This window comes from Patiriisocius marinistellae, from assembly GCF_009014635.1.
In the GTDB taxonomy this organism is placed as follows: Bacteria; Bacteroidota; Bacteroidia; order Flavobacteriales; family Flavobacteriaceae; genus Patiriisocius; species Patiriisocius marinistellae.
The window spans coordinates 201,138-227,548 of record NZ_BKCF01000005.1; the positions used below are offsets into that span (position 1 = coordinate 201,138).

General features: G+C 33.8%; 23 protein-coding genes. 12 read left to right on the plus strand and 11 right to left on the minus strand.

The genetic code is table 11. The features are described 5' to 3' along the window. Position 1: 1 nt before the first annotated feature. Complete coding sequence (locus GB234_RS12805) at positions 2-1,102, minus strand: fatty acid desaturase family protein (protein WP_151894973.1); 1,101 nt, start codon at positions 1,100-1,102, stop codon at positions 2-4. Positions 1,103-1,228: 126 nt separating this feature from the next. Between GB234_RS12805 and rsmG the strand changes: the two genes are divergently transcribed. Further along, positions 1,229-1,858, plus strand: coding sequence for a 16S rRNA (guanine(527)-N(7))-methyltransferase RsmG (gene rsmG, locus GB234_RS12810; RefSeq protein ID WP_151894974.1), 630 nt, complete (start codon positions 1,229-1,231; stop codon positions 1,856-1,858). A 108-nt stretch (positions 1,859-1,966) separates the two neighbouring features. On the opposite strand, the gene GB234_RS12815 is transcribed toward rsmG, so the two are convergent. Both GB234_RS12815 and GB234_RS12820 read right to left on the minus strand, forming a co-directional pair. Then, positions 1,967-3,670: a T9SS type A sorting domain-containing protein gene (locus tag GB234_RS12815; RefSeq protein WP_151894975.1), complete on the minus strand. Its 1,704-nt coding sequence runs from the start codon at positions 3,668-3,670 to the stop codon at positions 1,967-1,969. Positions 3,671-3,962: 292 nt separating this feature from the next. After that, positions 3,963-5,672, minus strand: coding sequence for a T9SS type A sorting domain-containing protein (locus tag GB234_RS12820; protein WP_151894976.1), 1,710 nt, complete (start codon positions 5,670-5,672; stop codon positions 3,963-3,965). Positions 5,673-5,919: 247 nt separating this feature from the next. Here GB234_RS12820 and GB234_RS12825 point away from each other — a divergent pair, with 247 nt between their 5' ends. Beyond that, complete coding sequence (locus GB234_RS12825; protein ID WP_151894977.1) at positions 5,920-6,639, plus strand: T9SS type A sorting domain-containing protein; 720 nt, start codon at positions 5,920-5,922, stop codon at positions 6,637-6,639. 451 nt (positions 6,640-7,090) lie between these two features. Here the strand turns inward: GB234_RS12825 and GB234_RS12830 are convergent, their stop codons facing one another. Together GB234_RS12830 and GB234_RS12835 are read right to left on the minus strand one after the other, a co-directional pair. After that, on the minus strand, positions 7,091-8,761 hold the full coding sequence (locus GB234_RS12830; protein WP_151894978.1) for a DUF6029 family protein: 1,671 nt from the start codon (positions 8,759-8,761) through the stop codon (positions 7,091-7,093). A 163-nt stretch (positions 8,762-8,924) separates the two neighbouring features. Next, positions 8,925-9,410, minus strand: a complete 486-nt coding sequence (locus tag GB234_RS12835; protein WP_151894979.1) for a TlpA family protein disulfide reductase — start codon at positions 9,408-9,410, stop codon at positions 8,925-8,927. Between the two features lie 168 nt (positions 9,411-9,578). On the opposite strand from GB234_RS12835, the gene GB234_RS12840 reads away from it, so the two are divergent. Beyond that, the gene (locus GB234_RS12840) at positions 9,579-10,637 is read left to right on the plus strand and encodes an Omp28-related outer membrane protein (protein ID WP_172966887.1); all 1,059 of its coding nucleotides are present in this window, start codon (positions 9,579-9,581) and stop codon (positions 10,635-10,637) included. A gap of 295 nt (positions 10,638-10,932) precedes the next feature. On the opposite strand, the gene pruA is transcribed toward GB234_RS12840, so the two are convergent. Next, positions 10,933-12,558 (minus strand): L-glutamate gamma-semialdehyde dehydrogenase, encoded by a 1,626-nt coding sequence (gene pruA, locus GB234_RS12845; RefSeq protein WP_151894981.1) that lies wholly within the window; start codon positions 12,556-12,558, stop codon positions 10,933-10,935. A gap of 266 nt (positions 12,559-12,824) precedes the next feature. Between pruA and GB234_RS12850 the strand changes: the two genes are divergently transcribed. Beyond that, positions 12,825-13,529 (plus strand): NRDE family protein, encoded by a 705-nt coding sequence (locus GB234_RS12850; protein WP_151894982.1) that lies wholly within the window; start codon positions 12,825-12,827, stop codon positions 13,527-13,529. Beyond that, complete coding sequence (locus GB234_RS12855; protein ID WP_208997327.1) at positions 13,526-14,551, plus strand: DUF6695 family protein; 1,026 nt, start codon at positions 13,526-13,528, stop codon at positions 14,549-14,551. Before GB234_RS12850 ends, GB234_RS12855 begins: the two co-directional genes overlap by 4 nt. Here the strand turns inward: GB234_RS12855 and apaG are convergent. From apaG to GB234_RS12880, 5 genes are all read right to left on the minus strand, one after another. Further along, complete coding sequence (apaG, locus tag GB234_RS12860) at positions 14,520-14,906, minus strand: Co2+/Mg2+ efflux facilitator ApaG/CorD (RefSeq protein WP_151894983.1); 387 nt, start codon at positions 14,904-14,906, stop codon at positions 14,520-14,522. The genes GB234_RS12855 and apaG overlap by 32 nt on opposite strands. A 1-nt stretch (position 14,907) precedes the next feature. Continuing rightward, entirely contained in the window at positions 14,908-16,272 is a 1,365-nt protein-coding gene (locus GB234_RS12865; RefSeq protein WP_151894984.1) for a DUF3667 domain-containing protein, read from the minus strand. Positions 16,273-16,295: 23 nt separating this feature from the next. After that, the gene (locus GB234_RS12870) at positions 16,296-17,684 is read right to left on the minus strand and encodes a pyridoxal phosphate-dependent decarboxylase family protein (protein ID WP_151894985.1); all 1,389 of its coding nucleotides are present in this window, start codon (positions 17,682-17,684) and stop codon (positions 16,296-16,298) included. Between the two features lie 74 nt (positions 17,685-17,758). After that, positions 17,759-18,172 (minus strand): hypothetical protein, encoded by a 414-nt coding sequence (locus GB234_RS12875; RefSeq protein WP_208997328.1) that lies wholly within the window; start codon positions 18,170-18,172, stop codon positions 17,759-17,761. A 33-nt stretch (positions 18,173-18,205) separates the two neighbouring features. Further along, complete coding sequence (locus GB234_RS12880) at positions 18,206-19,459, minus strand: type IX secretion system plug protein (RefSeq protein ID WP_151894987.1); 1,254 nt, start codon at positions 19,457-19,459, stop codon at positions 18,206-18,208. A gap of 277 nt (positions 19,460-19,736) precedes the next feature. Here GB234_RS12880 and GB234_RS12885 point away from each other — a divergent pair, with 277 nt between their 5' ends. The 7 genes from GB234_RS12885 (at position 19,737) to GB234_RS12915 (ending at position 26,387) form a co-directional block, all read left to right on the plus strand. Next, entirely contained in the window at positions 19,737-21,089 is a 1,353-nt protein-coding gene (locus GB234_RS12885) for a Na(+)-translocating NADH-quinone reductase subunit A (RefSeq protein WP_151894988.1), read from the plus strand. Between the two features lie 3 nt (positions 21,090-21,092). Then, positions 21,093-22,301 (plus strand): NADH:ubiquinone reductase (Na(+)-transporting) subunit B, encoded by a 1,209-nt coding sequence (locus GB234_RS12890; protein ID WP_151894989.1) that lies wholly within the window; start codon positions 21,093-21,095, stop codon positions 22,299-22,301. A gap of 2 nt (positions 22,302-22,303) precedes the next feature. Further along, a complete protein-coding gene (locus GB234_RS12895) occupies positions 22,304-23,053 on the plus strand; it encodes a Na(+)-translocating NADH-quinone reductase subunit C (RefSeq protein WP_151894990.1) in 750 nt (249 codons plus the stop codon). Between the two features lie 3 nt (positions 23,054-23,056). Then, positions 23,057-23,704 (plus strand): NADH:ubiquinone reductase (Na(+)-transporting) subunit D, encoded by a 648-nt coding sequence (locus GB234_RS12900; protein ID WP_151894991.1) that lies wholly within the window; start codon positions 23,057-23,059, stop codon positions 23,702-23,704. Positions 23,705-23,770: 66 nt separating this feature from the next. Further along, positions 23,771-24,520, plus strand: coding sequence for an NADH:ubiquinone reductase (Na(+)-transporting) subunit E (nqrE, locus tag GB234_RS12905; RefSeq protein WP_151894992.1), 750 nt, complete (start codon positions 23,771-23,773; stop codon positions 24,518-24,520). A 15-nt stretch (positions 24,521-24,535) separates the two neighbouring features. Next, on the plus strand, positions 24,536-25,843 hold the full coding sequence (nqrF, locus tag GB234_RS12910) for an NADH:ubiquinone reductase (Na(+)-transporting) subunit F (protein WP_151894993.1): 1,308 nt from the start codon (positions 24,536-24,538) through the stop codon (positions 25,841-25,843). A gap of 130 nt (positions 25,844-25,973) precedes the next feature. Continuing rightward, on the plus strand, positions 25,974-26,387 hold the full coding sequence (locus GB234_RS12915; protein ID WP_151894994.1) for a hypothetical protein: 414 nt from the start codon (positions 25,974-25,976) through the stop codon (positions 26,385-26,387). Positions 26,388-26,411 lie beyond the last annotated feature (24 nt).

Sequence of the window (26,411 nt, forward strand, 5' to 3'; positions counted from 1 at the left end):
TTTAAGCGGAAAGAGCGGGATTCATTCCCATTTGCTTTAAATGATTAAAATGTGCAATTAGTGCTTTTCTTGTTGTCTTATATTCATTGTAAGGCAGATTGAATTCAATAGCTGTCTCACGAACTATTTTTGAAATTTTTGTATAATGTACATGGCTAATATGTGGAAAAATATGGTGCTCTACTTGATGATTTAAACCACCCGTAAACCAATTCATTACTTTGTTTTTTGTTCCAAAGTTTACTGTTGTAAATAATTGATGAATTGCCCATGTATTTTTCATAGTTCCAGAAGCGTCAGGTAATGGCATTGCAGCATCCTCCACGACATGTGCAAGTTGAAAAATGGTGCTTAAAATAACACCTGCTACATAGTGCATAATGAAGAAGCCAATTAAAATTTTCCACCATGCAATGTCAAAAAATAATAATGGTACTACTATCCACATTCCAAAATAGATTATTTTAGTGATTATTAAAATACTCCATTGTTTAGTGGGCTTCGGAAATTTACCAAAAGATAATTTTCTTTTTAAATATCTACTTGTCTGTTGAAAATCTGTTGTTAATGCCCAGTTGAAAGTAAGAAGACCATAAAGAAGAAAGCCATAATAATGCTGGAATTTATGCATTCTATTCCATTCTGCATGTTTAGAAAAACGAAGTACTCTTCCTGCTTCTAAGTCTTCGTCATGTCCATGAATGTTGGTATATGTATGGTGCAATACATTATGTTGTACTTGCCAGTTATATACATTTCCGGCTAGAATGTATATACTACTACCCATTATTTTATTAATCCATTTTTTTGAGGAATATGATCCATGATTTGCATCATGCATGACATTCATACCTATCCCAGCCATTCCTACTCCCATTAAAATGGTAAATAAGAGTTGCGCCCACGTTGGAAAATTAAGGGTTAATAATAAAAAATATGGGGTAAGGTAAATTGCAAACATTATCACCGTTTTTAGATGAAGTTTCCAGTTACCTGTGCGTTGTATGTTGTTCTCTTTAAAGTACGAGTTAACGCGCTTATTGAGCGTTCTAAAGAATTTTGCCGAATCTACTCTAGAAAATTTAAGTTGAGTCTCAGTCACGGTTCTGATTTTTAAAAGGTTTACACCTAAGTAGAAACATCAAAAATACATATCTATTGTTTAAAAGAAGTAATCATAATCATAAATTTATAATAGATGCATTACTTTTGTAACTTAAATTCATTTATGGAAGAATTATTAGCATACTTTCCGCATTTAAGCGATGTTCAAAAAGAACAATTTTCTCAATTGTCTACTTTATATAAAGATTGGAATTTGAAAATTAATGTGGTTTCTAGAAAAGACATTGATGAGTTATATGTTAGGCATGTACTTCATTCACTTGGAATTGCAAAGGTGCAGGAATTTATGCCTGGCGCAAAAATTTTAGATGTTGGTACTGGAGGGGGGTTTCCAGGTATTCCGTTAGCAATTTTATTTCCAGAAACAAAATTTCACCTAGTTGATAGTATAGGCAAGAAAATTAAAGTTGTTGAGGAAGTAAGGGATGGTCTAAAGCTAGAAAATGTTAAAGTGACTAATGCGCGTGTTGAGACTATTGATGAAAATTTTGACTTTATTGTAAGTAGAGCAGTAGCTCAAATGGAAACATTTAACCATTGGGTTAAAAGGAAAGTTGCTAAAAAAAGCAATCACGAATTATCTAACGGAATTTTGTATTTAAAAGGAGGCGATTTAACTGAAGAACTTGCAAATTTTCCTAAAGCGACTATTTATAAATTGTCTGAAATTTATAAAGAAGATTTTTTTGAAACAAAAACAGTTGTTCATTTGCCTTTAAAATATAAAGGATAAATTAAGACAGTTGTTTAAAGGTTAAGTTACATTTCTGAAGAAAAAAAACATTAAAAACCCTCGATGATTTCCATCGAGGGTTTTTAGGTATAACTAAGAATTTAATAATTATCTAGCGATTATAAACTTTTTAGTAGTGGTTGTTGTTCCGTTTGAAATTTTAACGAAATATGTTCCTGTTACTAATTGTGAAACATTTAATGCTTCATTTAACGATATATTTGACTTTATCATCATTACTTGACCAAGAATATTATATACTTCAACAGTTGATTTATCAACATTAGAAATATTTAATATTGTATTAGCTGGGTTAGGGTAAAGCGAAACTTCTGCTGTATTTAAATTGTCAATTCCTAAAATTCCATCTGTTGAAAAACTTCTTTTTTCGCCAAAGCCATATTGTCCAAAAGATAAAAAGGCAACAACTCCATTAGGGTCATAAAGTCTAACTCTTCTACCGCCATCACCGCCTGTATCTGTAATGTTAAAGGTGTAACAACCTTCGGTCAAAACAACATCGATTAGATTTGTAGTGTTGTTTTCAAAAGGCCCACCTTCCATAACTATAGTGTCATTAATATCTTTAATGTCGTAAAAAACCTCATCTCCATTATCATCTGTTAATATTTCTAATGTTAAGTTTCCAGCTGTATTAACTTCAATATTATCAAAAGATGTGTCGCCATCATTATTTGCATTATTTTCATCGTTTACTAACGAGATGTCAACTGAATTTGTAGATTGTACAGAAAACATAATCTCATCAAGTGTTATTTCTTCTTCTTGAAAGGTGGTAATTGAACCAGTATAAGTAAAAATTTGTGTATTACCACCATTTACTGAATACTCAATGTCTAAAGAAGTAATTGAATCTCCGCCTTCATTTCTTACAGAAATAGTAGGTGTGATTACCCCACTGTCACAGAAGTATTGATCGTCTATGTCATTTACAGTTCTTAAGCTCACATCATTTGCTAGTGGTAAGTTTGTATAAGTTGGTTTTCCACCAATTCCCGTAATTATTTCTTGGGTTGTTTCTGTCATAAATGCTACGAACTCTAATTCTGCTAAGTCAATAGCTACTCCATTATGGTCTGCAGGAATGTTATATACAAAAGTTTCATCAACAAGATTTGTCGCACTTGTTGTGGTGATTTCCATACCCCATTGACCTAATGGCATATCTATGAGTCTGTGATTGTGGTTATAGTTATTACCTGCCCCACCGCCGGTTTGCGGTCCAGTAGTGTTATTTTGTAATACAGCAAAGTTAAGCATGTTTGTTGCTACTGGGCTATTTGAAGTGTAATATCCTTCAATATGAACTGTCATTGTTCTTGCAGCTACATCAATTTCAGCTTCTACACCCATATTTAAATATGATGGTTCTTCTAGCCATGAGGCTCCGGTTGACGCCCAAGTAGTTCTGCTTTGTGCTGTTGCTCCAGAAGGAGAACCACTTTGTTGAATTCCAGGAAATGCATGGCGGTTAATAGTTCCAGCAGGATATCCAGCAAGCTGAGATTGATCAGCAATTAATTGTCCAAAAGGAGTTCTAAAATCTGGTTGGCCAGTACTTGGAATAGCAAATCCACCTGCGTGAATATTGATTAAAAAGATATTATCTGGATCAGTCGCTTTAAACGCATTTGCTCTTGCATGTCCATCAGGGCAAAATTGACATTTAATCCCTGTGAACTCTTCTAATATCACATTTTTATTTTCAGGAGAGGTCCCTACTATGGTTTGAGCGAACATTCCAGCAGACATCAGTAGAGCTGTTCCTAAAAGGTGTAATTTTTTTGACATTTTATTTTTTTTTAATTAAGTAAGTAATTTATTGAAATAAATGAAAATAGGCAAATTAATTGGTGTCAAATACTTTATGTTTTTTTGATTGAAGGTCTAGTGTTTTTGTAGGCTTAAGTTTTGGTTTTTAATTTAGTATATGGTTTTTTAAAAATTTTGTTAAGCTGTCGTTCCTCCAATAAAAATTCTAAATCAGAATAATAATTATGCATATTTCCGAAGAAAAATATTGTATAAAAAAAAAGCTCTCGATGATTTGTATCGAGAGCTTTTAAGATTAAAAAGAAAATAATTATCTAGCGATGATAAATTTCTTAGTTGTAATAGTTGTCCCGTTTGAAATTTTAACTAAATAAGTTCCAGTTACTAATTGAGATACATTTAATGCTTCATTTAATGATATATTTGACTTAGTCATCATTACTTGGCCAAGAATATTATAAATTTCAATAGTTGAATTATCAGCATTTGAAATGTTCAATTGTGTATTAGCAGGGTTAGGGTAGATAGTAATATTGCTTATATTGTTGTCACCAAGTCCTAATACTCCGTCAGCATTAAAATTTCTAGAATTTGTAGAAGTAAAATTTCCATCAAGATCTGCTAAGATGACACCGTTGAGGTCTTCAAGAAGAGCTCTACCACCTGGTACACCATCACCATAGCTATCTCTAAGTTCTAATTTAAAACAATCTTCTGTATCAAGTGCAATATTGAAAGTAACTGTACTGTTATTGTTTGCGGAAGTTAATGCTCCACTTTCAACAATATCTCCAGTAGAATTATAAATTCTGAAAGAAATTTCATTTGCATACTGGTCTGCTGTAATAGAAAGTGTTGAATTACCAGTTCCTAAAGCAGGTGCTGAAAATTCTGCTGTTAATTCATTGTTTGAATTATCATCATCATTTGCTATAGTAAATACAATTGTATTGTCTTCTGAAATAGTATATGCTGCCTCATCAATTTCGATAGTTTCGTATTGGAATGAAGTTAGATTCCCTGTGTATGTGTAAGTTTCTTGAGGGCCGCCATTAATTGTATAGTTAATATCTAAAGAGGTAATCGTAGTTGCACCTAGATTACGAATTTCGATAGTTGGAGTAATATCATTAGCATCACATGGAGCATCAATTTCCTCTACATTTAATAAGCTTACATCATTAGCAATAGCTACGTTTGTATATGTTGGAACTCCACCAATACCAGTGATTATTTCTTGATTAGTTTCTGTCATAAATGCAACAAATTCTAATTCAGTAATGTCTATGGCAACTCCATTATTGTCAGCTGGTATCGTGTAAGTAAATGTTTCATCTACAAAAGAATTTGCAGTAGTTGTTGTGATTTCCATACCCCATTGACCAAGTGGCATATCAATTAGTCTGTGGTTATGATTGTAGTTATTTCCTGCTCCACCACCTGTTTGTGGTCCTGTGGTGTTATTTTGTACAACTGCAAAATTAAGTTTATTTGTGCTTTCAGGACTGTCACCAGTGTAGTATCCTTCAATATGAACCGTCATAATATTTGTTGCCATATCGATTTCTGCTTCAACACCCATGTTTAAATATGATGGTTCGTTTAGCCAAGATGCTCCTGTTGTAGCCCAAGTTCCTCTTCCTTGAGCAGTTGCCCCAGCAGGTGAACCGTTTTGTTGTTGTCCTGGAAATGCATGGCGATTTATAGTTCCTGCTGGATACCCAGCAAGTTGAGATTGACTGGCAATTGCTTCGCCAAAAGGAGTTCTAAAGTCTGGTTGACCAGCACTTGGAATTGCAAATGAACCTGCATGAATATTGATTAAGAAAATATTATCTGGGTCTGTGGCTTTAAAAGCATTAGCTCTTGCATGCCCATCTGGACAAAATGTACATTTAATCCCTGTGAATTCTTCAAGAATCACATTTTTGTTTTCTGGAGCTGTTCCAACTATAGTTTGTGCAAACATTCCAGCAGACATTAATAAAGCTGTCCCTAAAAGGTGTAATTTTTTTGACATTGTATAATAGTTTTAAGTTAAATGAGTTACGAATATATGTAAATATCATTTTATTTAAGGATTTTTTAACACTAAAATCATAAGAAAAATCAATAGATAATCCTAGCTATTTAGTGGGTTAAGGCGTTAATTGTGAGTTTGATAGCGTTTTGCTGTAGAAGTTGTGTTATTCAAAAATAAGCGTGTAGTTTTTAATAGATTTGTCATATATTTACAAACTACTTAATTAATATAAAAAATAAAAGTTATGAAATTTAAACTACTGCTTTTTGGATTATTTGTTACATCTATATCTGTAAACGCTCAATTTACAGTTGCTGATGAGAATGGAAATCCTATTAATGATGGTGATGTTATTGCTGTGAACTCTAACGATCCATCAGTTGCAACAAAAGATTTTTTTGTTACTAATACAAGCACCGAAACTATATTTTCAACAGTTCAATATGTTTCGACAGATACACCAGCACCGTTTCAGTTATGTTATGGAGGAACGTGTTTTGACAATATTATAGTTGGTAATTCTTATCCTCCAGTAACTTCACCCCAAGTAATTGAAGCGGGTGCTACTACAGGACCAGGAAACCATTTTTTGTATACAGGTCAAGAAGTAACTTCGCCTGTAAACCATGTTTTTAGATTTTATCAAGTTGACGCAAGTGGTAATGAAACTGGTGAGGATATAACGATCACATACTTATATGACCCAAGCCTAGGAATAGGTGATAACCAGGTTTCTCTTTTTTCTCTGTCATCGACAATCGTAAATGATGAGTTGATTATAAATTCGAGAGAAAATTTGGACATTACTATTTATGACATGCGTGGGCGTGTAATTAAAAAGAAATCGAAATTAAAAAAGGGAACTAAGAGAATGTCAGTTGGTAATTTAGTGCCTCAACTATATATTGTTAAAGTTACCAATGAAAATGGACTTTCTCAAACTATACGTTTTGTAAAGCAATAAATCTTTATAAAAGATTTTAGAATTAACCCGTCACAGAAATGTTGCGGGTTTTTTTTTATATAATAAAACGATCTAATTATTTATTCGTTAAATAGTTTGAAAATTAGAATTAATCTTATGCTTAATTATGTTTTATTAATATAGCCTTCAAATTGTTTAAATGTAGCTTGTGATATAATATGATAATACTAATGAATACTAAATTAAGAGGTTTGATTTCAATAAAATTAATATTGAATACAAAATGATTTTATTATTTACAAATAGTATAACCTAGATGTCAATAACTGACCTAATGAAGTCAATTGGCTAGGTTATAATGAGGTTATAACCATTCTTGATATTAAATAATGGATTTATATGAGCATTATTATTTTGATTGGTCTCGTTAGGGTAACAAATTAAAAAGGCATCACTTAGTGATGCCTTTTTAATGTTATATAATATAATTTTAAAAAGAAATATTTAGACTAGCGCTAAGGCCATTGCTTTCAGGGACAACTCTACAAACTCCTCCTACACAAATGAGTCCTCCACGTTGACGACCGTAATTCATAGATAATCTAGTGCGGCCTTCAGTGTAACTACCTCCCACACTATAATAATGAATTTGTGATTCTTCGCCATCATAGCCTAATTCTCTGTAATTCCAATTATCGTACACATACATAGAAAACCTAGAGCTAAAGTTATATTCAACTACTGCTGCCATCCAATTCTCTCTATCTTGTTCAGTCCATAAATGTTGTACAACACCACGTATTGATTGCGAATTTTTTAATTTATATGTCCCTTCAATAACCGCGATTTGTGCTTGAATTTCTCCTTGTGTGCCAACAAATCCACCTTGAGAAATAGCTTTGTCAATATATACATTTTGATAAGTACCAACAGAGCTAAACTTAGGCGTCCATTTCTTTTTTATTTCAAAATTGAAATCACGGTAAAATCTACTTCCAGATCCAATAAACTTAGCTTCATAAAATCTATTCTCAACATTGTATTCTGCATCTAGACCTCCCCAATAAGAAAAGTTTGCTGCTATTTTTGTTCCATACTTTCCTCCTAAAGTACTTCCTTTCTTTATTGTGTAAAAAACATCTACTTGAGCACCTACTTCACCAGCACGTTGTTCTGCTTGTTCAATTACAAGCCCTGGTTGCGCATTGTAAACATATAAATTAGTCAATAAATAATCTTGTGTTTTTGATAGAGCAGGAATATAATTTACTACTTGATCATTAAATTGATTTCCTGCAGCTTGTCTGTCTGCATAAAAATTGAAGTTTTCTAATCTTCTAAAGGTACCATTGATTCCAAGTCCTTTTTGAGCATATCCAAGGTTTACCTGCATTGCAGTACCATCGTACAATTTTTCTGAAACTAATTCACCTTCAAAAAACAGAGCGTCTTTAGACTTAGTATCTACTTCAAGACCACCATAAACAGATCCTGCAACAAAATCAAGTCTTGCTCCAGCTATGCTTACATTACTAGGTAAAAAAGTTTGTGTACCTTGGTTTTGATATCTATTTACATAACTAGCACCAAACCTTAAATCAACAGCTTCAATTCCAAAAGCCGTACTTAAATCAACATTAGCATCCAACCCTTGGATTGTGGCTTCTGAAACTTCAAAACCTATACGTTGTTGGCCATATAGTGCAGTGAAATCTGAATATTCATTTATAGCATATTTAACACGAGCACCACGAATGCTATTGTTAATCCCTAACTGTCTGTCTTCCCATGATCGAAGTGCAAGACCACTTCCAAACTGCTCATAAAAATATCCTCCAGTGACATCTAGTTTGTCAGCTTTATAATTTAAATAATATGTACCAATTCCGTTTCCATTTTCATAGACTGGAGAGTATCCTAATAGTGCATCTGGTAGATAAGCTTCATATTGTATTCCAGCGGTAAATTTTCCAAGAGAATAATTAAGTTGGAAATAATTGTTAGCTCTTAAATTGTCTTCTGGAGCTACAAAGTTAATTCCGTCATCATCTAGGAGCCATTGTGCATTTGATTCAAAGCCTCCAAAAAAATACCCACCTTCTTGGGCAAATGAAGAAAATATTGTGCAGATTAGTGCGGCGGTTAGGAGTAATTTTTTCATTAATATAATTGTTTGGTTGATTTTGTTTTCCTTTGTTATTCCTAGTGGTTATCTAGGGAAATGGAGGTCTGTAAAAGTTAAATGTTAGGTCTAAAAATAAACACTTATTTTCAAACCTAACATTTTTTGTTGTGATAACTTATTTGCTTTGCGCGTTATCTAATTACTTTTTTGAATACTTTTTTACGTACTCATATAATTCATCTTCAGCACCTGGGCTATATCCAGAATGTCTGTAAACTATCTTATTATCTTTGATAAGCACAGTAAGTGGAACAGTCGCTGCCCCCAATGCTCTCTTTAAATCATTGTTGGTGTCAAGTAAAATCTCATAATCCCAGCCTTTACCGTTAATTAATGGTTTTACTCTTTTTACAGTACGACTGTCATCGACAGATACAGCGATTAATGAAACACCAGTCTCCTCTTGCCAATCTGAATATACATCGCTAATAGCATCTAGTTCTTTAATGCAAGGAACACACCATGTAGCCCAAAGAGAAACAATAGTAATGTCGCTTTTCTCTGCAGCATTTTGAATAGTGGTTGAATCTCCATCAATAGTTTCAAGAGATACTGCAGGTAATTTTTCTTGAGAAATTCCAGCAAATGAAACAACGAGTGCTAAAGTGAATAATATTTTTTTCATAATTGACGTTTTTGAATTTTTTAATATTAGCAATAATAGTTAAATTTATTGTAAATTTTACCATGGTTGTTTGAGAATTAAAAAACTTGTTAGCCTACTAAAACACTATGGTAGTTGAGAATACAATATTAATTTGTTATCATTGCATTAACAATTAAAATGCCAAACATGAAAAAGATAAAAAATATATTATGGGTTGCAATAGCCGTGTTTACAATTTCTTCTTGTAGTAAATCTGAAGAAAATGTTTCACTTACTCAAGAGACGGTGGAAATAACTGTAGAGAATTTTGTAAGGAAAGCATCTCTACGAAATCAAGAAATTCCATTTACGCTTACAAATGAAGCCGGAGACAATATTAATGACATAGCCACATTTTATGTAAATGGAGAAGCAATAGACGGAGCTGTGTTCTCCTCTGCCGAAGTAGGAGCTTTTGAAGTCTATGCTGAGTACGAAGAAAATGGCGCGCCTGTTAGCACCACTCCTGAAACTTTTGAAGTAATTATCCCAAAAAGAAAAGTTGTTCTAGAAGATTACACAGGGACTTGGTGTGGTTTTTGTCCAAGAGTTGCTGAAGCTATAGAAAAAGCCTTAGATGAAACAGATCATCTTGCTGTAGTTGCAATACATGAAGGTGTAAATAGTGACCCAGACCCAATGGATTTTATTGACATGCCTATTTTAAGAGATGCATTTTTTGAGCCTGGAGCAGGGCTTCCTCAAGCGCGTATTGATAGAACTACCGTCTGGTCAAACCCACAGCCTATTGATGATATCGTTGCTGTTGCTGGCGAACAAACTAATGTTGCTTTATCAATTAATTCTACATTAAATGGCGATCAACTCATTACTGAAATAAACGTAGTTTCAGAAGATGGAATTGTTGACGGAGATAAAATAGTAGTTTACCTCTTAGAAAGTGGAATTGTTTACAAGCAGACTAATTATTATAATACTGATACTAACAGCATCTATTTTGGTAGAGGAGATCCTATTTTAGATTTTGTTCATAATGACGCATTGAGAATTTCAATGTCTCAAGTGTTAGGTGATGATGTTACCCCAACAGGGGCTTTAGAGGAATTTAGTAAAACATATAATACCACAATCCCTGCAGATTATAACACTGCAAATTTATCTATTGTAGCTATGTTAGTTAGAGAAGATAATTCTGCCAGAAACGCACAGCATGCACATATTCAAGAGAATAAATCTTACGAATAAAGAGTACATTACATTCATGCTTTAATACACAACTAATGTTTAAAAGGCTGCCTAATATAGGTGGCCTTTTTTATGCTTCGGAAATATTAAGGCTAGAAGTTTTCAAGCACTGTTTATAAGTATTTTTTTTAATAATAAAGACTTTTTACAACCTTATAAATCAAAACCTATAAGGCGTAATCCTTATAAAATTTTATCAAAATTAACCGAATAAAAAAAGCCACATCAATTAAAAATTAATGTGGCTTTAAATAAATTATTTTCAATCTTTAAAATTTCCGAAGAATTTTAAAAACTATCCTAAAAATGGATATTTATAATCTGTTGGAGTTACAAAAGTTTCTTTTATCATTCGTGGAGAAATCCATCGCAATAAGTTTAGTTTACTTCCTGCTTTGTCATTTGTTCCACTCGCTCTAGCACCACCAAATGGTTGTTGACCTACAACTGCACCAGTAGGTTTATCATTTACGTAAAAGTTACCCGCTGCATTTTTTAATGCTTTGATGGCAACTTCAAGTTCATAACGGTCTTCACTAAATACTGCTCCAGTAAGTGCGTATTCACTAGTGTTGTCAACAAGTTCAAGTGTTTCTTCCCATTTTTTGTCTTCAAAAACATAAATGGTAACAACAGGGCCAAAAAGCTCTGTAGACATTGTAGTGTAATTAGGGTCTTTTGTTACAATTACTGTAGGCTCAATAAAATAACCTTCGCTCTTGTCATAATTTCCTCCTACAATAATATTAGCTTTTTTGTCCTTTTTAGCTTGGTCAATGTAACTAGCTAATTTGTCAAAACTTCCTTCGTGGATTACAGCGGTAATAAAATTACCCATATCTTCAGGAGATCCCATTTTAAAAGAATTTACATCTGCAATTAGGTATTTTTCCACTTTTTCCCAAATGCTTTCTGAAATATAACAACGGCTCGCCGCACTACATTTTTGTCCTTGGAATTCAAAAGCTCCACGAGCAATCGCAGTTGCAACTTGTTGCGGATTTGCAGTTTTGTGCGCAACTATAAAATCTTTTCCACCTGTCTCGCCAACGATGCGTGGGTATGTTTTGTAGTTGTGAATATTTGTGCCTATTTTTTGCCAAATATCTTTAAAAACATTTGTTGAGCCTGTGAAGTGAATTCCACTAAAATCTGGACTTGCAAGAATCGTATCTGTAATCATTACTGGATCTCCCATTACCATATTGATAACGCCATCTGGAACTCCAGCTTCTTTAAAAATATCTAAAATAACTTTTGCCGAAAATACTTGACTATCACTTGGTTTCCATACTACAACATTACCCATCAACGCTGCACTAGCAGGTAAATTTGCTGCAATAGCAGTAAAATTAAAAGGAGTAATAGCATATACAAATCCTTCTAATGGACGATATTCTAGTCTATTCCAAGCGCCAGATGTTGATGCTGGTTGTTCATGGTAAATTTCGGTCATGAACTGTACATTGAATCTTAAAAAATCAATCAGTTCACAAGCAGCATCAATTTCTGCTTGATATATAGTTTTTGATTGTGCAAGCATTGTTGCTGCATTAATTTTTGCTCTGTAAGGCCCTGCGATTAGCTCAGCAGCTCTTAAAAAAATCCCTGCTCTTTGTTCCCAAGGCATTTCTGCCCATTTAGTACGTGCTTCTAGTGCCGTGCTAATTGCTTTTTCAACATGTTTTTTCTCAGCATTGTGGTATGTGCCTAAAATATGTTTATGATCGTGCGGACAGCTCATTGTCGCAGTGTCTCCGGTTTTTACATCTTTACCGTTAATGAATAGAGGTACGTCTATTGTTTTATCGTACATTTTTTTGTACGTTTTAGCAACTTCTGCACGTTCTAGAGAGCCTGGTGCGTAGTCCTTAACTGGTTCGTTTACTGCAACTGGCACTTTAAAAAAACCTTTTCCCATAGTATTATTTTTATTTCTGATGCTGATTGAAAATCCACTTTATCAGTATCGATTAGTAGTTTGTTTTTTGTAATTTAAAAAATGAATAAAGTATAACGTTTCTTAGGCTTCATTTTCAGTCTGCAAAGGTACAAAAACTTAAATGCTTCAAGTAGCCTTTGTATATGAGTAGTGTTTGAAGCTACTATATTTTTTTCAATGTCCTAATTGACTACATTTGTGGAGTCTTTCTAGAAAATTTTTAAACTAAAAAGCCAAATCATTTTATGTGCACATTAACGTTTATTCCTACCTCTTTTGACAACTTTGTCCTAACTTCAAATAGAGATGAAGCCCCAGGAAGAGCTACAATTGCACCACAGGAGTATGATGAGAATGGAACTAAATTACTATTCCCTAAAGATGAGCTTGGTGGAGGTACATGGATAGGTGTTTCAGAAAAGAAAAGGCTTATTTGTCTTTTAAATGGGGGTTTCACTACCCATGAGAGAGCAGAATCTTATAGGATGAGTCGCGGAATTATCGTGACAGATTTATTGACTTCGGAAATTTTAAAAACCGAAATTGATTCCTACAATTTTAAAGGCATAGAGCCATTTACAATCATTGCTGTAGATTGGGCAAAAGAATTGCATTTGTATGAGTTGGTATGGGATGGGAAAGAATCACATTTTAGTGAAAAGCCATTAGCACCACATATTTGGTCTTCATCGTTGTTATACACGCCTACCGTTAAAAAACAACGTGAATTATGGTTTTCAAATTTTTTGTTTAAAGAAGTACGTCCCACAAATACTCAAATTTTGAATTTTCATAAAACCGCAGGCATAGGAGATGTCGTAAATGATATAGTAATGGATCGCGGTTTTGTAAAAACCAAAAGTATTACTCAAATTAGTAAGAGTGAGGATACGATCAATATGTACTATGAGGATTTACAATCTCAAAAAATAACAAAAACTACTTTTTGAATTATACTGGAAAAATAATTGTTCTTGCGTTTCCTGATACTTTTGTAAAAATGAGTACAGAGTTTATATGTAAAATTCTTCCGTTAGTTGGGCTAGGTACTCGGGAATATATAAAAGCTGGTCACGCAGCACTTGTCTTGATTGAAAATGAAACCGGAGAAGCGTGTTATTTTGATTTTGGTCGTTACGTAACGCCTCCAGGTAATGGAAGAGTGCGAGGAGCAAACACAGACGCCGAATTGAAGATCCCTTTTAAAGCAAAAATTGATATAAATAATCAATTGAAAAATATTGAAGAGTTTTTAATTTGGCTCGATGCAAATCCTCAAAAAACACACGGTTCTGGTAGGCTGTTAGCATCTGTTTGTGATGCAGTAAATTTTAAAAAAGCCCAAGAATATATAAATCAATTACAAGGAAGAGGGAGTATGGTTTACGCTGCTTTTGATAAAACAGGAAGTAATTGTTCTCGTTTTGTGACTGATACTATTTTAGCTTCTACAGATGATTTAAAACTTATAAAAAGTTTAAATTTTAATAAAAAATTTACGCCAAGTACAGTGGGTAATGTTGAAAAAGCAGCAATTGAAAATTCAGTATTTCAAGTTTTTAATGGAGTTGTTTCTCCTTTTAAAAGTAGTGCCTTAAAGGAAAATTTAACAAATTACTTTGATAAAAGAGTGCCTGAAAATGTGAGTCACGTTTCAGAAAAAGATTTAAAAGAGTTTGAGGAAAAAGGATTCTCAAAATTAGAAGGAACCGGGAGTGTAGCTTGGTTCGAGGTGGTTAAAGAAAAAATGCCAAAAAATCATTTTAGGATTAGAAGATACAGTCAGCAGCTTGAGGTGGATTATGATGGTGTTTATGTATCATCGAGTTTTGATAGCTCAAAACCATTTAAGTTTACATATGATTCACATTGTGCATATTGTCATGTAGTCCAAAACGGAAAGAAAATAAAGTTAAAGAATAAGCAGTCTTTTGCTTCATTTAATTCATCGCAAAAGCAGCATTCAGCTTAAAGTTAGGGATGGTAGCTTTAAATTTAGTTGCAGTTTCAATATTTACCATTTCATAATAACCGCTCATAGACCCAAAAGGGGCACTTAATAAACAGCCGCTGCTATACGTGTAGGATTCGTTGGGTTTTATTACAGGTTTCTTTCCCACAACACCTTCACCATAGACTAAATCAATATCGTTTAAAGCGTCTTTTATTTGCCAATGGCGCGCTTTTAACTGTACAATATGCTTTCCTTCATTTTTGATACGTATTGTATAAGCAAAGGCGTATTGCTTTAAACCGTTGTTGATAAAAGCTCCTTGAAATCGTGTTCTTATAGAAACACGAATATCTTTTGTAACTAATTGAACCATATTAATAAGTTGCTGCTGTTATTGCAAAGAAAAATACCGCTGATAAAGACGCGGCAAATAAAAACACGTGATTTAAAAATACAAATTTTATAATTGTTATCAAACGAGACTGCTTGTAAAAGTTGCGAAGTGCTTTATAAAAATAAAAAGGGCCAATAAATAAAAATAAAATGGCCATAAAAACTCCTGAGCCTATTATCAAATCTGGGATGATTGCGATAATCATTGATAAGAAAATAAAGCTAAAAATATGGAATATAAATACTAAATGTTCCATATAGCTATATGTTTTCTTTGAGTAAATTAACCAAAAAAATAGAGCAAATAAGGGAGCAAAGAAAAACAAGAATAGTGGGACTTTTGCACTTAAGTAATTTATAAATTTTTTTGGGTCTTCTTTAATTCTATCAATTGAGTTGTTTTTTTCGTAAAGCCATAGATTAAAACGGCTAGGTGGGTGGTTAAGGCTGTCAAGTGCTCTGCCAGCATTTTTAATTTCTGTTTCCTCCCAAAAATCATTATATGTTGTGAAGCGGTCAAAATGACGTTGTGCCCAGTTTAATTTTTGTAATTCTTCTTCAGAAATATATTTTTTTGTCTTTAAATCAGTTTTTTCTTTTATTGTGTTGGTGTCAATTTCTTTTTGGTTCTCTTTTACTTCTGAAATTTTAGGTGGTTTGTTGCTTCTAGTTTCTGTTTTCAATGTGGTTGAATCATTAAAAGCGCCAGCTACTTCTTCTTCCCAATTGGGGTTTGAAATATAAATTTCTTCAGCTTCAGTTGTGTTCTCTATTTCACTATCATCTTCATAGTTGTTTTCTATAGGATTAATTTTTACTATATCGTCATCATTTTCTGCAAAATCGAAATCATTATTTGGTAGAAGAAAATTTATGAATCCAGATAATAAAAAATAGATTATAGAAATACTTAAGAAAAATCGAAACGGATTTGCATAACGCAATCTATGTCCTTCAACATAACATTTAGTTATTGTTCCAGGTCTTAAAAGTAAGTGTTTAAGTGTAAACCACAATCGTGAATCATAGCTTACAAGGCTGCTGAAAAACTCTTTAAAAAAATCTCCGAGTGATAATTGCTTTGTACTGTTAAGTTGAGAGCAATAAGGGCAGTAACGATCACTGAGATCGAGCGGCTGACTGCAATTTAAACACTCGTTACTACGATATTTAAAATGTTTTCGACTAGTTTCAGAAACTTCAATATTATTGATTTCTGAAGTTTTTTGTTGAGCTTTTGTTTCTTTTACTACCTCTTTTGTAGCTTCGTTAGAGGGCACATTGTTTGATGCTTCTGTTTGTTTTGGCAGTTCTTCGTTGTCATTAGCTTTTGGTGTGTCGCTCATAGTATAAAAGTAGCAAACATTTTTTATTCAGCTAATACTTTGGTAGGTATGATGTTTTTATTTTTTGCAACAAAACTTTCAAGAGTATTAAAGAAGTTTAAGATGTCACTATCTTCATTACCTGCATTTATAGTAACCAATCGCACAAAAGTGGTCCCGTTAAAATTTCCGAAGCCTACCATTAACGCCGCGTCTTCATACAAGCGAGTACATAATTCTTGAGCAGGAATGCCTTTATAGTTGAAACAAATAGAAATTGAATTATCGTAACTGTAAAGTGTGTAATCTGAGTTGCTTTTAATATAATTGCGAGCAACATCGGCAAGATGAAACTGGTGATCAACCATTTTTGAGAGTCCTTTTGTACCTACACTTTTCCATAGGGTCCAAAATTTAAGCGCATCATTGCGTCTTCCACATTGTAACGATGTCTTCCCTAAGTTATAATCATCACCGTCTGTCTGGTACAAATAAGCTGCATCGTTTGAAAATGAGTCGTGTAAATGTTTTTTATGCTTTGTTAAAATTATTGAACACGATAGCGGTGTGCCTAACATTTTATGAGCGTTGTAGCTAAATGAGTCTGAATGCTCAAGACCTTTGACTAGGTGTTTATATTTTTCACTAAAAATTACACTGCCACAATAAGCGCCATCAACGTGTAGCCAGATGTTATATTTTTTACAAATTTTTGAAAGTGGTTCAATAGGGTCAAAGGCTCCTAAAACAGTTGTGCCCGCAGTGGCATTAACAAAGAAAGGGTGATTGCCAGCGTCTATATCTTTAATAATTTGTTTTTTTAAATCTGCCGCAAGCATTTCCCCATAATCATTTGTCTTAATGAAATGCACTTGTTTTCTCCCAATTCCAGCAAAAGCTGCATTTTTAGGAGTAGAATAGTGTGACTCTGCTGAGGTGTAAACGATCAATTTTTGAGTAACACCATCTTGAGGAATGTTTGCATTGTAGGCGTCTCTCGCCATCAATAGTGCCATAAAATTGCTCATAGAGCCTCCCGGGGCAAATGTTCCGTCTGCATCTTTTCCATAGCCAATTAAGTCACAAGATTTGTGAAGAATTTCTTTTTCAATACCTACTTGTGGTCCAGCAACTTTATAAGTGTACATGCTGTTGTTGAGCAATACTGCAAGTAAATCTCCAATGGTAGCCTTGGGATTTCTTCCTCCAAAAAGTTGGTTAAAAAATAGCTTGGTTGCTGTTTTTGGAGTGCTCTCTATTAATCTTCCTAGTGTGTCTTCAAAAAACTCATCAGAAACTGGATTGTCATCTAATGAAATACTGAGTGTGTCGTACAATTCATCTGCAGGTATGGGGGTTGCGATGGGATTCTTTTTTTCAGCTTCAAATAATTTATTGGCAAGTCTTTGAAAGAGTTCTAGATCTTTTTGCATTTGGGATTCATTTTTTGCAAATATACGAGAAAATGAGGGTAGCTATTATTTGTAATCTACTTCTCGGGTTTTAATTATTGAAGTTTATTAAAAAGCAAATTGCTTAAGCCACTTAATAAAAGTTGTCCGTTTGAGTTTATGGAAAATGGAGTTGTTAGACTTTCATCGTCAAATTCAAAGTTTAGTAAGGTTTCACTCGTTGACCATGTGTAAGTGCTGGCATTAGAAATTACTTGTCCGTCTGCGTTTGTTTCTAATAAAGTTCTTATGCCAGTGTTGTCTGTGTTAAAAATAAGTTTATAATCATATTGATCGTCTGAGTCGCTTCTCTGCCATTCTCCAATTAGATTTGAAGTAGTATCATTTTCAATACTATTATCATCATCATTTTTACAGGATAAGATAGAAATGCCAATAAAAAGAACGATAACCGTCTTTAATATTTTATTATTTTTCATTGTGAGGATTTTTTTATTTGAAAGTTGCAAATGTCTCGTAACAGTAAGAATATTTTAGACCAATTAATTATTATTAATTGTTGTCGAACTAGCAAAGCCTTCGCCCATTAATCTATCAAAGCGTGCGCCTGGCGCGCGGTAATAAACTAATACCGTGTAATCATTTTCTGTTTGCCAAAAATTGCCGCTAATTGGGCCTTCGGTTATACTTCCGTCTCTGTCAACTACAACGTATTTATAATTATAGAAACCTTGTTTGAAAAGACGGGCGTTTTGATAGCTATCACTTTCTTTATTATAGCGCATGTATGTTGTTTCGTCGATGGTCCAATTGTTAAAATTTCCGTAAATATGAAGTTCCTTTCCGTCAAGGTCATCAAAGTATTGTAGGTTAAAATGCATTACCACATATTCTGCTTCTGTATTTTGATTTTCTGCGTAGAGATTACGTACTTGAAAATTACCATTAATATCTGGTGCAAAGGTGTAAGGCCTTGTGCTTCGATCAATGTCTGTGTACAAGAAGTTTTCATACAACTCATTTAGTTGGACACGTCGTACTCCGTTAGTTGCAGAACGAATATCTTTATTATCAAAAAATAAAAACTCGTTTCCACCTTCAAAAGCTGCTTCTTGATCGTAACGATAAATTAATTCACTTCCTATGGTGTATTGAGGTTTCAAATCAATGATGGCAGTTTTTTGATTGCTATTTTGCATCACCATTGTTTTAACGTTCTGTTTGGGATTTATGAGTAGTAAATTTTGTGAGTTTACTGTAAATTGAACAACTTGCTGCTCATCAATTTTTCGAATATCGCGCGCGCGCTTAATTTCTACGCCAACGCTTAATACGCGCTCAATAACCATAAATTTTCTTGTGAAGACAATGTTACCGTCGTCATCAAGAATAGTCAATAGGTAATTCCCGCTTTTTTGCAATGCACGTGTTTCTCTGTTTGGGATTGTAAATGAGTAATTTGAAAAAAGCTGGAGTGTATTAAAACTATTTTCATATGTTTCAATGCGTACATCATCAAATCCATCAAGATATTCACCTTTTGAGAGGTCACTTGGTGTCCAGTCAAAATTGTAGTGTGTTATTTTGTAATAATAATCAGCCTCATCGCCATTTATATCGTCAAAGGAAAGTTGTAGTTTTTGTCCTAATTCAATGATGGGGAGTTGGCTCTGGGCAGAAGTGCCTTTAAATTGAATTGTTCTTATGTGGTAAGGTTCTACTATTTCGTCAAGTTGAGCAAATGCGTTTTGAAACGAGATGAGTACAAGAAATATAAAAAAGATGGTTGTGCGCATATAGGGTATTTTAACTTCGGAAATATGTGGCGTTTAAATAATAATAACTGTTTTAAAATTTCAGAAATTATTTAAAATGTTATTTAATGTTGCTAATATAAACAAATTTTGTGCCCTAAAATTGTACACTTTTGCTTCCAATATATTTCCGAAGAAAATTCCTATTTAAATTATTGTAAGATGGTTCTTTAATGTTTATTTTTGCAATCCTTAATTACGTCTTATTAAACGAAGCCTAAATTTGGGTTTTGAAAGACAATTTTAACACAACTATCCTATGTCCAAAGACATTAAGATTAAAAAAGGTCTTACCATTCGCTTAAAAGGCGAAGCGGATAAAACACTTTCAAACGCACCGCGTTCTCGCACATTTGCTATCATTCCTAAAGATTTACACTTAATTACACCTAAGATGGTTGTAAAAGAAGGTGCTAAAATACAGGCTGGTGATACGATTTTTTATAGTAAAGACAACGAGGACATCAAGTTTTCATCACCTGTGAGTGGAACGTTAACGCAAATTGAGCGTGGCGCAAAACGTGTGATCACAAAAATATTGATTGAAGCTGATCAACAAGATGCGTTTAGAGATTTTGGTATTAAAAATCCAGACTCGATGACTGCAGATGCTATTAAAAATCATTTGTTAGTTTCAGGATGTTGGGCTTTTATTAAGCAACGTCCTTACGATGTTATTGCGAATCCAGAAGTAATGCCTAAGGCTATTTTTATTTCAGGAATTGATACAGCACCCTTGGCAACAGATCTTGATTTTGCTTTAAGCGGAAAAGAGACAGCGTTGCAAGCTGCGTTGTCTGCATTAGCAAAATTAACTGAGGGAACTGTGCACGTTACGTTGAGTAATAATGGAAACTCTCCTCTTGCTAATTTGAATGACGTGGTATATCACAAAACAAATAATTTGCATCCTGCAGGAAACGTGGGAACTCAAATAAATAAAATTAATCCTGTAAATAAAGGAGAGACTGTATGGACAGTTGCTGCGCAGGATTTGGTAATTATTGGAGAGTTGTTCTTGACAGGAAAATATAATACAGAGCGTGTTGTTACGCTTGCAGGATCATCAGTTAAAAATCCTAAGTATTATAAAACACGTCTAGGTAGTGAAGTAGCTACGGCGGTTTATGATTCTGGATTAAACGAAGAAAATGTGCGTATTATCTCTGGGAATGTGTTAACTGGGAAAGCGATTTCGCCAAAACAACATTTAGGCTTTTATCATAATGCCATAACGGTAATTCCAGAGGGTGATGATTATGAATTCTTTGGTTGGAATAAGCCTGTTTTTGATAAAATTTCAACATCAAGAGCGTTGACATTTTCATGGTTATTTCCGAAGAAAAAATTTGACCTTAATACAAACACAAACGGTGAACACAGAGCATTTGTGTTGACTGGAAATTATGAGGAGGTCTTTCCTTTAGATATTTATCCAATGCAAATAATGAAAGCATGTATGGTTCAAGACCTAGATGCGATGGAAGCACTAGGGATGTATGAAGTAGCTCCAGAGGATTTTGCCTTGACTGAATTTGTTTGTGTGTCAAAACAGCCACACCAAGAAATTATAAGAAACGGACTTGATTTAATGTATAAAGAAATAGGATAAGTTATGGGAATGAAACAAAGTTTACATAAGCTTAAATTGAAATACGAAGGAACAAAAATGGCGCCTGCGTTTAACGCAATACATACATTTTTGTACTTACCAAACGAGACTACTCATAGTGGAGGTCACGTTAGAGCAGCAGATGATTTAAAGCGTACCATGAACATGGTAATTTTATCATTAGTACCTTGTTTGTTATTTGGTATTTTTAATGCGGGATATCAATATAATTTGCAAACGGGTGATGTTACTAAGGCTTTAAGCTTTTTTAGTCTAGAGTTTTGGAACATGGCTAACTTTAGCGTTGGTGCATGGAAAGTATTGCCTTTAGTAATAGTGTCCTATGGAGTAGGGCTTGCTGTCGAGTTTATTTTTGCAGTAATTAAAGGTCATGAGGTTGAAGAAGGGTACTTGGTTACGGGAATGTTAGTTCCTTTGATTGTACCTATAGATATTCCATTGTGGATGTTGACAGTGGCTGTTATTTTTGGTGTTGTAATAGGTAAAGAAGTATTTGGTGGAACTGGGATGAATATCTTAAATCCAGCATTGACTATTCGTGCTTTCTTATTCTTCGCATATCCTACTTGGATGTCTGGAGATAAAGTGTGGGTAACTGGAGCAGTTGATACCGTTGGACAACCAGACGCTATAACTGGAGAGACTATTTTAGGTAGTTTGGCACAAAATAATGGTTTTATGGATTTGAGTACCATGGACCAATTTTTAGGATTTATCCCAGGATCTGTGGGTGAAACTTCAAAGTTGTTGATTATCGTGGGAGCACTTATCTTGATTTTATCAAAGATAGGGAGCTGGAGAATAATCTTTAGTACACTAGTAGGTGCATTGACAATGGGACTTATTTTTAACGGTGTTGTAAGTGCTGGATGGATTGATGAGAGTTCTAAATTCTTTGGATTAATGGATGTTGTATTTTGGCAACATTTATTTATAGGGAGTATTTTGTTTGGTGCTGTATTTATGGCTACAGACCCTGTGACTGCCTCTCAAACAAACAAAGGGAAATGGATTTACGGATTTTTGATAGGATTTATCTCGATTATGATTCGTGTATTTAATCCTGCCTATCCTGAAGGAGTATTCCTTGCAATTTTATTAATGAATGTTTTCGCTCCTACAATTGACCACTACGTGTTAGAAGGAAATATCAAAAGAAGAGCAAAACGTCTTAAAGTTAAAACAGTTTAATTATGGCAGTTAATAAAGATTCTAACGTATATACAATTATATTCACCGTGATAATGGTAGCAGTTGTAGGTTCATTACTTGCAGGTTTTGCAAGCGGTTTAAAACCAATTATTACTGTGAATGAAGAGGCTGAAAAACAACAGAACATCCTTTATGCAATGAATGTAAATGATAATGAAGGAGATGGTGATGTTGTGTTTATTCCAACAGATAGAGTTGCTAGTGAATTTTCTAAATATGTTACAAAGCAAATAGTAATAGAAGGAGATAAAGTAACCGAAAATGATAAAGCCTATTTAATTGATATTAAAAAGGAGGGAACAAAAGCAAAAGACCCTAATTATACTAGGAGATTACCTTTAATGATAGGTGAAAAAGATGGTAAGGAATTATATGTTGTTCCTGTAAGAGGTAAAGGTCTTTGGGATGCTATTTGGGGATTTGTTGCTATGGATAAATCAATGACAATCCAAGGGGTTTATTTTGATCACAAGGGAGAGACACCTGGATTAGGTTCAGAAATTAAGCAACGCTATTTTATGGATGACTTTACAGGAGAAAGTTTTCTAAATGGAAATGCCTTTGAAGGTATCACTGTTGCTAAAGGGAATAATGATCCTTTGAACAATGATAAAACAGATTATGAAGTAGATGCCTTAGCTGGTGCAACAATAACAGGTGATGGTGTTTCTGCTATGCTTAAAAAGGACGTAAGAATGTACTTGCCATATTTTCAATCTCTAAACAAATAAGAAATGGGATTATTATCTAAGAAAGACACAAAATTAATACTTGACCCATTAACCGATGATAACCCTATTACTATACAGGTATTGGGTATCTGTTCCGCGTTAGCAATTACCGCTCAATTAAAGCCATCTATTGTAATGGCAGTATCGGTAATTTTTGTAATGGGATTAGGAAACGTAGTTATATCTCTATTGAGAAATTTGATTCCGTCAAAAATTAGAATTATTGTTCAACTTATAGTTGTCGCAACACTCGTTATTATTGTTGACCAAGTATTGAAAGCCTTTGCTTATGAGTTGAGTAAAGAACTCTCTGTGTTTATTGGGTTAATAATTACAAACTGTATTATCATGGGGCGTTTTGAAGCTTTTGCATTAGGTAATGGTGTATGGAGGTCTTTTCTAGATGGAATAGGTAATGCTCTTGGGTATGGAATTATCTTAATTATTGTAGGTTTCTTTAGGGAGTTGCTCGGGTCTGGAACTTTATTTGGATTTAAGGTATTAGGAGATCCAATTACTAAAACTGGATTGTATGCAATAGGTTATGAAAATAACGGTTTTATGGTATTACCTCCTATGGCTTTAATAGTAGTGGGAATTATCATTTGGGTACAACGTAGTAGAAATACTGACCTAATAGAAGAAAATTAAATAAACTAATTATTTCACACTATCCTAATGATTATTGGGAGTTGAAGTGTAATTAATAAGATATATATGGAACACGTTGAATTATTTTTCAAATCAATCTTTGTCGATAACATGGTATTCGCATACTTCTTGGGTATGTGCTCTTACTTGGCTGTATCAAAAAAAGTGAGTACTGCTGTAGGTCTTGGTGCCGCAGTAATATTTGTATTGACAGTTACAGTACCATTAAACTGGTTTTTAGATCAATATATTTTGCAACCTGGTGCATTAGCATGGTTAGATGGTAATAGAGCAACCCCAGAGTTAAGTGCTTACGCAGATTATGACTTGAGCTTCTTATCATTTATTTTATTCATCGCGACGATTGCAACTATGGTTCAATTAGTTGAAATTATCGTTGAGAAATTCTCACCTTCTTTATACAACTCATTGGGTATTTTCTTGCCGCTAATTGCAGTAAATTGTGCTATTTTAGGAGGATCATTGTTCATGCAGTCAAGAGAAATCGAAACTGCTGGACTAGCGCTTAATTACGGTTTTAGTTCTGGAATAGGATGGTTTCTAGCAATTGTTGCAATTGCAGCAATTAGAGAGAAAATTAGATATAGTAATGTGCCAGCTCCTTTAAGAGGTCTTGGAATTACTTTTATTATTACTGGTTTAATGGCGATTGGTTTTATGAGCTTTGGAGGAATGTTAACCGGTGGTGATGATGCCACTCCTTCATTAGATGGAAATGGTGAAAATGTTGGACAAACTGAACAAATAATTGAAAAGGAAAATGAGACTGCACAAGTTTTAATTTCAGAAAACTAATAAATAATACAGACTATGTTTTTAGCAGCAAGTACAATAGGCGTAATAGCAGCAACAGTAGTGGCATTTTTAGTGTTGACATTATTGTTAGTAGCATTATTGTTATTTACAAAACAAAAATTATCACCATCAGGACCTGTTACAATTACGATTAACGGTGAGAAAGAAATAGAAGTAGCGAGTGGTGATACATTGCTTACTACATTAGGTGCAAATAAAATATTTTTACCATCTGCTTGTGGTGGAGGTGGTACTTGTATACAGTGTGAATGTCATGTCTTAGAAGGTGGAGGAGAAGCTTTGCCAACAGAGACGCCGCACTTTAGCCGTAAAGAGTTAAAAGAAGGAGCACGCTTATCTTGTCAAGTAAAAGTGAAGCAGAACATGAACATCACAATCCCTGAAGAGGTATTTGGGATAAAAAAATGGGATGCTGTCGTAGTACGTAATTACAATGTGGCTTCATTTATTAAAGAATTTGTAGTTGAAATCCCGCAGGATATGAATTACAAAGCTGGTGGTTATATACAAATTGAAATTCCTGAATGTGAAGTGAATTTTAAGGATATGGATATTACTGCACATCCAGAAGAACATGAGACACCAGATAAGTTTCAAGCAGAGTGGGATAAATTTGGTTTATGGCCATTAGTGATGAAAAACAATGAAGTTGTGGAAAGAGCCTATTCTATGGCTTCTTACCCAGCCGAAGGTCGTGAGATTATGTTGAATGTACGTATAGCCACACCACCATGGGATAGAGCAAAAAATCAATGGATGGATGTTAATCCAGGTATTGCTTCCTCATACATATTCAACCTTAAAAAAGGAGATAAATGTGTAATTTCTGGACCTTACGGAGAGTTCTTTATTAACCCGTCTGAAAGCGAAATGCTTTATGTAGGTGGTGGAGCAGGAATGGCGCCTATGCGTTCACACCTGTATCACTTATTCCGTACATTGAAGACAGGTAGAAAAGTAACGTACTGGTATGGTGGACGTTCAAAGCGCGAGTTATTTTACTTAGACCATTTCCAACAACTAGAAAATGATTTCCCAAATTTCAAATTTTATTTGGCACTTTCTGAGCCAATGGAAGAAGATAACTGGAAAGTAAAAGATGGAATTGAAGGAGAAGGAGATGGCTTTGTAGGATTTATTCATCAAGTTGTAATTGACAACTATTTAAATTTACATGAAAATCCAGAAGACATAGAATTATATTTCTGTGGACCACCCTTGATGAATCAAGCAGTTCAAAAAATGGGAGAAGACTTTGGGATTCCAGATGAGCATATTCGCTTTGATGATTTTGGAGGATAATCTCTTCGGAAATATAAAAACATTAAACCGCTTTCATTTAATTGAAAGCGGTTTTTTTAGTTTTATAATGTTATTATTACTCTATAAATTTTATATTACGATCAAGTTATAACATAAGAAACTTAAAAGTATGTCTTTGAAAATAGCAACTATATTACTGCTTGCAGCTATTACAAGTTGCCAATCAATTTCTATTAATGATATTGAAAAAAAAATAGTTACTGCATCTCGGCCAGGTCAGTCCCTCACCTTTCAGTATAGTTTGACAATGACAATAAAAGAAGACGTCATGTTGAAGTCGATAATGTATAAGAATGCTTCTAAGCCTATTAATTTTTCTATTTCAAGATTGCCAGACGGATTGGTTATGTCAAATTCTGAAATGTTACAGTCAGGGATTTATTACATAACAGCAATAGCCGCATTCGACGAGTCAATAAAATCTAGTAATGATACACTTTTGTTTAATTTTGAAAATAGTTCAAATAAAACTTTTACATTTCAGAAAGAAACAGTTTGGAAAGGTAACCTACTCACTAAATGATTGTAAATTATATTCATTATTAAT

What these genes read in the sequence shown, in the direction of transcription:
- rsmG (WP_151894974.1), top strand. Translation starts at nt 1,229, where the DNA reads ATGGAAGAATTATTAGCATACTTTCCGCATTTAAGCGATGTTCAAAAA.
- GB234_RS12815 (WP_151894975.1), bottom strand. Translation starts at nt 3,670, where the DNA reads ATGTCAAAAAAATTACACCTTTTAGGAACAGCTCTACTGATGTCTGCT.
- GB234_RS12820 (WP_151894976.1), bottom strand. Translation starts at nt 5,672, where the DNA reads ATGTCAAAAAAATTACACCTTTTAGGGACAGCTTTATTAATGTCTGCT.
- GB234_RS12825 (WP_151894977.1), top strand. Translation starts at nt 5,920, where the DNA reads ATGAAATTTAAACTACTGCTTTTTGGATTATTTGTTACATCTATATCT.
- GB234_RS12830 (WP_151894978.1), bottom strand. Translation starts at nt 8,761, where the DNA reads ATGAAAAAATTACTCCTAACCGCCGCACTAATCTGCACAATATTTTCT.
- GB234_RS12835 (WP_151894979.1), bottom strand. Translation starts at nt 9,410, where the DNA reads ATGAAAAAAATATTATTCACTTTAGCACTCGTTGTTTCATTTGCTGGA.
- GB234_RS12840 (WP_172966887.1), top strand. Translation starts at nt 9,579, where the DNA reads ATGAAAAAGATAAAAAATATATTATGGGTTGCAATAGCCGTGTTTACA.
- pruA (WP_151894981.1), bottom strand. Translation starts at nt 12,558, where the DNA reads ATGGGAAAAGGTTTTTTTAAAGTGCCAGTTGCAGTAAACGAACCAGTT.
- GB234_RS12850 (WP_151894982.1), top strand. Translation starts at nt 12,825, where the DNA reads ATGTGCACATTAACGTTTATTCCTACCTCTTTTGACAACTTTGTCCTA.
- apaG (WP_151894983.1), bottom strand. Translation starts at nt 14,906, where the DNA reads ATGGTTCAATTAGTTACAAAAGATATTCGTGTTTCTATAAGAACACGA.
- GB234_RS12865 (WP_151894984.1), bottom strand. Translation starts at nt 16,272, where the DNA reads ATGAGCGACACACCAAAAGCTAATGACAACGAAGAACTGCCAAAACAA.
- GB234_RS12870 (WP_151894985.1), bottom strand. Translation starts at nt 17,684, where the DNA reads ATGCAAAAAGATCTAGAACTCTTTCAAAGACTTGCCAATAAATTATTT.
- GB234_RS12880 (WP_151894987.1), bottom strand. Translation starts at nt 19,459, where the DNA reads ATGCGCACAACCATCTTTTTTATATTTCTTGTACTCATCTCGTTTCAA.
- GB234_RS12885 (WP_151894988.1), top strand. Translation starts at nt 19,737, where the DNA reads ATGTCCAAAGACATTAAGATTAAAAAAGGTCTTACCATTCGCTTAAAA.
- GB234_RS12890 (WP_151894989.1), top strand. Translation starts at nt 21,093, where the DNA reads ATGGGAATGAAACAAAGTTTACATAAGCTTAAATTGAAATACGAAGGA.
- GB234_RS12895 (WP_151894990.1), top strand. Translation starts at nt 22,304, where the DNA reads ATGGCAGTTAATAAAGATTCTAACGTATATACAATTATATTCACCGTG.
- GB234_RS12900 (WP_151894991.1), top strand. Translation starts at nt 23,057, where the DNA reads ATGGGATTATTATCTAAGAAAGACACAAAATTAATACTTGACCCATTA.
- nqrE (WP_151894992.1), top strand. Translation starts at nt 23,771, where the DNA reads ATGGAACACGTTGAATTATTTTTCAAATCAATCTTTGTCGATAACATG.
- nqrF (WP_151894993.1), top strand. Translation starts at nt 24,536, where the DNA reads ATGTTTTTAGCAGCAAGTACAATAGGCGTAATAGCAGCAACAGTAGTG.
- GB234_RS12915 (WP_151894994.1), top strand. Translation starts at nt 25,974, where the DNA reads ATGTCTTTGAAAATAGCAACTATATTACTGCTTGCAGCTATTACAAGT.